Origin of the sequence: Streptomyces glaucescens (assembly GCF_002154375.1) — a bacterium.
Lineage (GTDB): Bacteria > Actinomycetota > Actinomycetes > Streptomycetales > Streptomycetaceae > Streptomyces > Streptomyces glaucescens.
This window is the reverse complement of record NZ_MUND01000671.1, coordinates 1-6,374: the sequence shown is the minus strand read 5'-3', so window position 1 is coordinate 6,374 and position 6,374 is coordinate 1. Positions and strand designations below refer to the sequence as shown.

At 69.1% G+C, this 6,374-nt stretch carries 6 protein-coding genes and 2 pseudogenes; 6 read left to right on the top strand and 2 right to left on the bottom strand.

Features of this window, described 5'->3' with window-relative positions:
- Positions 1–41: 41 nt before the first annotated feature.
- From CCN42_RS34490 to CCN42_RS34485, 3 genes and pseudogenes are all read left to right on the top strand, one after another.
- Positions 42–252, top strand: a pseudogene (locus CCN42_RS34490) (transposase); the annotation flags it as partial.
- Positions 253–450: 198 nt separating this feature from the next.
- Positions 451–606 carry a hypothetical protein gene (locus CCN42_RS42895; protein ID WP_158102172.1) on the top strand — a complete coding sequence of 52 codons (156 nt, stop codon included), beginning with the start codon at positions 451–453 and terminating at the stop codon, positions 604–606.
- Positions 607–1,190: 584 nt separating this feature from the next.
- The gene (locus CCN42_RS34485) at positions 1,191–1,556 is read left to right on the top strand and encodes a hypothetical protein (RefSeq protein WP_086741343.1); all 366 of its coding nucleotides are present in this window, start codon (positions 1,191–1,193) and stop codon (positions 1,554–1,556) included.
- Here CCN42_RS34485 and CCN42_RS34480 read toward each other — a convergent pair.
- Positions 1,550–1,837 (bottom strand): annotated as a pseudogene (locus CCN42_RS34480) (transposase); the annotation flags it as partial. The gene CCN42_RS34485 and the pseudogene CCN42_RS34480 sit on opposite strands and share 7 nt — an antisense overlap.
- A gap of 437 nt (positions 1,838–2,274) precedes the next feature.
- On the opposite strand from CCN42_RS34480, the gene CCN42_RS34475 reads away from it, so the two are divergent.
- Entirely contained in the window at positions 2,275–2,601 is a 327-nt protein-coding gene (locus CCN42_RS34475; protein ID WP_143662122.1) for a DNA ligase-like domain-containing protein, read from the top strand.
- 100 nt (positions 2,602–2,701) lie between these two features.
- Here CCN42_RS34475 and CCN42_RS34470 read toward each other — a convergent pair whose 3' ends face one another.
- Positions 2,702–3,730 (bottom strand): CHAT domain-containing protein, encoded by a 1,029-nt coding sequence (locus tag CCN42_RS34470; RefSeq protein WP_158102171.1) that lies wholly within the window; start codon positions 3,728–3,730, stop codon positions 2,702–2,704.
- Positions 3,731–4,287: 557 nt separating this feature from the next.
- Here CCN42_RS34470 and CCN42_RS41795 point away from each other — a divergent pair.
- The gene (locus CCN42_RS41795; RefSeq protein ID WP_158102170.1) at positions 4,288–5,199 is read left to right on the top strand and encodes an esterase/lipase family protein; all 912 of its coding nucleotides are present in this window, start codon (positions 4,288–4,290) and stop codon (positions 5,197–5,199) included.
- A 146-nt stretch (positions 5,200–5,345) separates the two neighbouring features.
- A partial coding sequence (locus tag CCN42_RS34460) for an IS701 family transposase (RefSeq protein WP_086741344.1) occupies positions 5,346–6,374 on the top strand: 1,029 nt, incomplete at its 3' end.

Genomic DNA, 6,374 nt, shown 5'->3' with positions numbered 1-6,374 from the left:
CTTTGTCAGACAGGACCTAGGCCGCTTCGTACGCTGCTTTGCGCTGCGCCGTGGACGGCTTGCACATCCGGTACCTCAAAGGGGGATCACGTCGGCCCCTCACCCGTCGACCGGGCCCGTCCCGGCTCCAAGCACCGCCTGCTCGTCGACCGTCACGGAACCCCGCTCGCCGTCGCGCTCACCGGGAGGCCCGGCAAGCGGCATGACGTCACCCAGCTCCTGCCGCTGCTGGACGCCGTCCCATCGATCCGGCCCTCTTGAGGCCACCGGCTCTGGAATCCGTCGCACGGAACCGTGAGCGCATGGCCCAGTCAGGCCGGGACGGATGCAAGGAAGTGGGTGGTTGTGACATTTGAGGCCGAGCGTACGTCGTGTGGGTGCAAACGACGGGCGGGGTACGGTTCGAGTCGGACAGCGCTCCGGCGGGTAAGCGAGTGGGAGGGAAGCCAGGTGGCAGAGCGGTACCGCGTGGAGTGGACCTACGAGGGCAGCTCGATGGCGTCATACGACACCTATGACCTTGTCGGCGCCGAACGCTACATGTCCAGGGTCATGGAGGACCCGATCGCCGAGGACGTCAGGATCGTCGAGGCCGAGCCCGAATAGCGGGCCTCGACGCGCGGCGTCGGCCAGCGCCTGACAGGTGTCATGGCAGGTCGGACTTCATGCGATTCAGGATCCGGTGATTGCGACGAACACGGACTCTGCGGTAAAGCGGCCATCACCGCCGACACGAGGGGACGTCTTTCGCCCGCTCGTAGCGGTCGCCCACGCCCCGCTACTCAACGGGCTTCTGTGCAGTCGCCTTGTCAGGCTCGCCCCGGAAGCGTTCGGCGGGAGTGCGCCTGCCCTGGCGGAAAGCGGCGAGACCGGCGTCGAAACCTATCGCGGATCCCACGAACAGAACCGACTCGTCGCACCCCACGAAGATGCTTCCTCCACCCCGGGTGCCGGCTGGCCACACACAGATTCCGAGTCCGTCGGGCAACTCCCGTACCGTGAGCGCTCCAGCAGTGCCGAGCTCCCCAAAGAGCGTCGCTGCTATGCGTGCCAGGCGATGGATATCCATGTCACACTCCCCTTCGTTCCACCCGGAACGTACCTTCTCACGGGCAAGGCAGAGTGCCTGGTCGCGTCACCTGCTTGGCGCTTGCCCTTAAACCTTCCGCATTCTGAACAAGGAGCTAGTTGTGGATGCCGCCACGGCTCGATTCATAGCAACGGTCGCGGCTCTGCCGCCCCAGACTCTCGCCGCCGCGTTCGACCACGCCGTCAGCCGGCGTCGGCAGGGCGGCCGTGAGGCAAGCCGTGCCCTCCGGCTCTCCGCATCAGAAAACTCCGAGCTCGACCACGCCGTCCGGTCGGCGCTGCTTCCGCGCAGTGAGGAACTCAATGCATACCGCGCGGGACTCCACTCGGACGCCAAGTCCGTCTGCGTGATCGCAGCCAAGGCCGTACGGAAACCCGCCACGCTCCCAGCCGAGCAGTACGCCCTGCTCACCGCCCCGTTCACAGCCGTCGGCGTCGCAGTCCCCCGCCACCATGCCACCTACTGAGGTTCCCAGGGTGGGGTCGGTGGTGCGAGGGTCAGGCCGGTGGCGGTGAGGCAGCCGTCGATCAGGTGTGGCCGGAGCTGGATCCTGCGTAACTCCCGGCGGAGTGTGCGGTCGAGGGCGTCGGGTGTATCGAAGGCGGTGTTGGCCATGGCCCTGCGTACCAGTGACCAGAGGGCCTCAACGGGATTCAGGTCGGGTGCATACGGCGGGAGGCGAACGGTGGTGAGCAAGTCGTGCTCGGCCTCGTACCGTTTCAGCCCGGCCGCCAGGTGGGTGTTGAGTTTGTGAAGCTGCAAACTCGGCGCTCCTACGCCCACTCCATGCCCAGCTCCCGGAGGGCGTCGAGCTGTTCGGCGCTGAGTCTGCCTCGCCTCGACTTGGTGTTCGATACCAACACGCCGAGTTTCACGGTCACCGGGGCCGCCTCGCCGTCGACCGTGATCTCTTCGCTGTGGCCGCGCGGTACAGGCCGGTGGGGAGGCAACCCGTACGAGGGACTCGAGCCGCCGACTCGCCCTGGGCCGGTCGCGCGGACCGTGGCCGGGCCGTAAACAGGAGGGGGCAGCCGCGCTCCGCTGACAGGACCGGGCGGGCTGCACCCCCCCTTTGTCGGGGAGCCGTGTCACCCCCCGAGCGGCACGGCTCCCTGCCGAGGCCACATCTACACCGGCGGTCGCGCCCGGTCGCGGGGACATCGGTCAGCCCGTAGGCCGGATGTATGGTCCTTCGGTCGCCGGTGGAACCGCTGCTGGCGCAGGCCCGCGACATGGTGCCTGCGCCGGGCGCGCTGCCCGGTGAGCTGCGGTTCCAGCCGAAGTTCGACGGCTACCGGGCGCTCGTCTTCACCCTGTGGTCGGCGCCCGGCCCGCTGCTGGTGCAGTCCCGCCGCGGCAGCCTCATGCAGAGCCGCTTCCCCGAGCTCGTGGACGCGGCCGCCGACACACTGCGGGACGGCAAGCCCGCACGGTTCCTCGAGCTGCAGCTGGACGTCATCCTCAAGCGCGCGCACGGGCCTGTGACGCGATCTGGTGCGCGAGCTGCTTGAACGTCAGAGGGCCGTCGCCACCGTACGCCGCCGTCATGACGGAGGACGGGGAGATGTTCGAACTGGGGGACGGGCACGGTAAGGGGGACGAACACACCGGTCACGCACCGTAGTGCACGTACGCCGACCACACGTCGGGACGTTCGGGAACACGGGTGCGCGCCCGGTGCAGGGCCTCCTGGAGAGCGCGGGCGGGTGGGGCCGTGGGCTGCAGGGAGTCGTAGAAGTCCGCCGCGGTGTGCGGGGCTTCGGTGTCGTGGACTGACCACAGGGTGCCGACGACGTTGCGGTAGCCGGCTAGCAGGAAGGCGGAGGCGACGGTGATGGCCTCGTCGGGGACGTCGTAGCCACCCTGGGCGGTGCTGCAGGCCGACAGGAAAGCGAGCTCGGCGTTCAGGTCGAGCCGACTGACGTCCGTCACGGGCAGTGCGGTGCCGCCGTGCAGGACCAGACAGCTCGACGATGGGCTGTAGGGCGAGTTGACGCCGTGACAGGCGAAGTGCGCCCGGTCCGCTTCGGCCAGTCGGGCGAGGACGCGGTCCGCTGTCGCGTCCGGGCCGGTGAGGAAGACGCCGTCCGGGAACCGCTCGCGCAGCGACGCGATCGCCGAGGCCACGCCGTGCAGTGGCGGAAGTCCGGGGGCGTTCGGTACGCCCACGCCCAGGAATGAGCCGCTGGCGTCGCGAGGTTCGGGGCGGCGTGCATGGGTGAGGGCCCGGATCGTCGGGGTGAACGACGAGACCACGCGGTCCAGGACCGTGTCGCCGCAGCCGTGGTGACCGGCTGCGGCGAGCGGGAGGAAGGTGAACAGACCGGTCGGGCACCACCACAAGCGCGGCGCCTCCTGAGGTGGACGCGCGGTGTCCAGCCCCAGGGCACTCAGTACGGGATGGGCGACCTCGTCCCACAGCCATTCGAGCGTCTCGGACACGCGCCGAGCGGCGTCCGGCTGGGTCGCGGCCTCAGGCTGGTCCCGCAGCAGATCCCCGACCGCTCGTCCGACATCCTCCTCGGTCAGCGCCAGCCGTACCGCATCGACGTCACCGTCCTGGACCAGGAGCGCGTCGGTCCGGCCGCCGTGCGCCGTGACGATCACCACCGGGCCCTCGGCGGTGGCGTCAGACAGCACCGTACGGGAGATGGGGGCCAGTAGGTCCGGCATATGGAGGGGACGTAGGTGAGGGCGGCGGCGGATGCCCGTAGGCGGCCATCTCTGCCTTCGCCCGGGTAGGCAGCGTGCTCATCGGTGGCGGGTCCTTCCGTGCGGTGGCTGAGGGTCCGCTGGTCGTGCTGGACGCGGCACCGCGCGGGGGCAGTGCGGCGTCCGGCGTGGCCAGTGGGCGGAACATGCGGTGGGGCCGCACCCGGCGGTCGGGTGCGGCCCCATGAGGTGGTGCGCCGGGCAGGAGTGGACCTGTCCGGCGGCGCATGACGTCTGTGGGAAACGGCGCCCGTCCAGCGCAGCGACGCGTGTCAGCCGTGCAATGCCTCGGGACGGTTCTTGAGTCGCAGCAGGGCCCGCGCCCCGAATCTGACGGCTTCACGCTGTCCGGATCTGTTGGGGTGCAGACGTCCGACCAGCCAGGACAGCGCGAATCTGTCCGGGACACCGCTAGACCGTCGACGCGGTCTTATCCGGATGTCACCGTCGCTTCCGGTAGGAGCTCATCACCAGCAGGAGGAACGATGGGGAAACGAGTCCGAGGCCTGACCTGGACGACGACGTGTGCAGCTGCGCTCCTAGGGATCGGTGCGCCGAGCGCCGTCGCGGATCCGGGGCCGACACCACCGGCGCGCGACAACAGCACCACCGAGACGGTCTACCTGGTCAAGGGCTACGACCCGGACGGCAAGCCGGGCGTTAACTGCGCCAGCCGTTGGGACGGTGCGATCACTGCGATGAAGCGCTGGGGGTGGAAGGGCGATTTCGTCCGTGTGGGCTTCTACACGGGCGACAAGAAGAAGAACGGCTGTGACATCAACCTGGCGAAGAAGGACGGCACTCGAGAGCTCGGCATCAAGGAGCTCGGACGGCGGCTGGCCTGGAACGTCCACCTCAACCATTCACGGTGGGGGCGAAGCGTTGACCTGGTCGGCCACTCCATGGGCAGCCTGATCATCAGGGCGGCTGTGGCGGGCACCGAACGGCATGAGGAGGGCTGGCCGCCGTACATCTACGTCGAGGACGCCGTCACCCTCGGGGGCCCGCACTACGGCTCCCGGTGGGCCACGATCTGCAAGGAGTTTCAGGCGTACCAGCAGTGCGCCGACATCTCGTTCCCGTCCAAGTTCCACAGCTGGCTGCACACGACCGGTGTCCCGAGGTCGGAGCAGGGCACCGACTGGACACTGGTCGGTTCCAAGGCCGACACCACGGTGCACAGCAAGAGCTCGGTACCGGACCAGGACGGTGCGGCTCACCTGGTGCGCTACACCACGTCGAGCAAGATCGAGCACAGCCAACTCCGGCAGATCGCGTACGGCTGGTGGCCCATGAGCTACTCCAACAACGGTGGACGCAGCTGGGTGAACGACAGCAGCGGAGCCGCACCGATCCGGGTCGCCTTCAACGCCCTGCACTGGGAGTCCGCGTGGTGAGGCGCCCATAGCAGGCAGCGGGGGGCCCGTGGCCATGGTCGACACGGGCCCGCCGCCGTGCCAGCGGTACAGGATCCGCTGGGCAAGGCCTAGTAGTGCTTCGTTACGTTGAGTGATCTTGCCTGGTGGTGGGCATCTTTTCCGGTATGAGGCTGGGGGAGGTGGAACGGCTCCGGGGTGAGTTATCGGAGTTCGTTGCCGATGTGTTCGCCTCGGTGCCGCGGCGGGATCAGCGGCGGTGGGGCGCGTGTTATCTGCGGGGTCTGATGCTGGACGGCCGGCGCAAGTCGATCCAGCCGATGGCCGAGCGGCTGCCGGACGGGAACATGCAGGCCCTGCAGCAGTTCGTGAACCAGTCGCCGTGGGATCCGCTGCCGGTGCGGCGGCGGATCGCCGAGCGGCTGTGCGAGACGGTCCGGCCTGAGGTGTGGGTGGTCGACGACGTGTCGTTCCCCAAGTGCGGCTCCGCGTCGGTCGGGGTGGCCCGCCAGTACTGCGGCGCGGTCGGCAAACGGGCGAACTGCCAGGTCGCGGTCAGCGTCCATGCCGCCACCGACATCGCGTCCTGCCCGCTGGAATGGCAGTTGTATCTGCCGCGCGAGTGGACGCACGAGCCGGACCGCTGCCGCAGGGCAGGAGTCCCCGACGGCACCGGCCACCAGGAGAAGTGGCGGCTGGCGCTCGGCCTGCTCGACACGCTCGACCAGTGGCATTTGAAGGCCCCGGTGGTGGTCGCCGATGCCGGCTACGGCGTCAGCACCCCGTTCCGGCTCGGTCTCGAGGAGCGAGGGCTCTCCTATGTCCTGGCCTTGACCGGGAAGGAAGTCGCCCATCCGGAGAATGCCCGGCCGCACCAGCCTGCTTATGGCGGGCTCGGTCCGCCGACGCTGCCCCGCTACCGCACCCCACTGCGAGCCGTCTCCGCCCTCACGGTCCAGGCCGGTGCCGGCCGGTTCACTGAGGTGACCTGGCGCCAGGGCAGCAAAGGGGTGATGTCCTCACGATTCACGGTGCTGACAGTGCGGCCCGCGGGCAAGCAGCCCCTGGCAGCGGTCCAGGAGGCAGGCGGCGGCCGCAGCCGGTGGGACGGCGTCCTGCCCACCCGGACCCTCCTGGTCGAATGGCCGCACGGCCAGGACGCCCCGACCGGCTACTGGATATCGAACCTGCCCGCC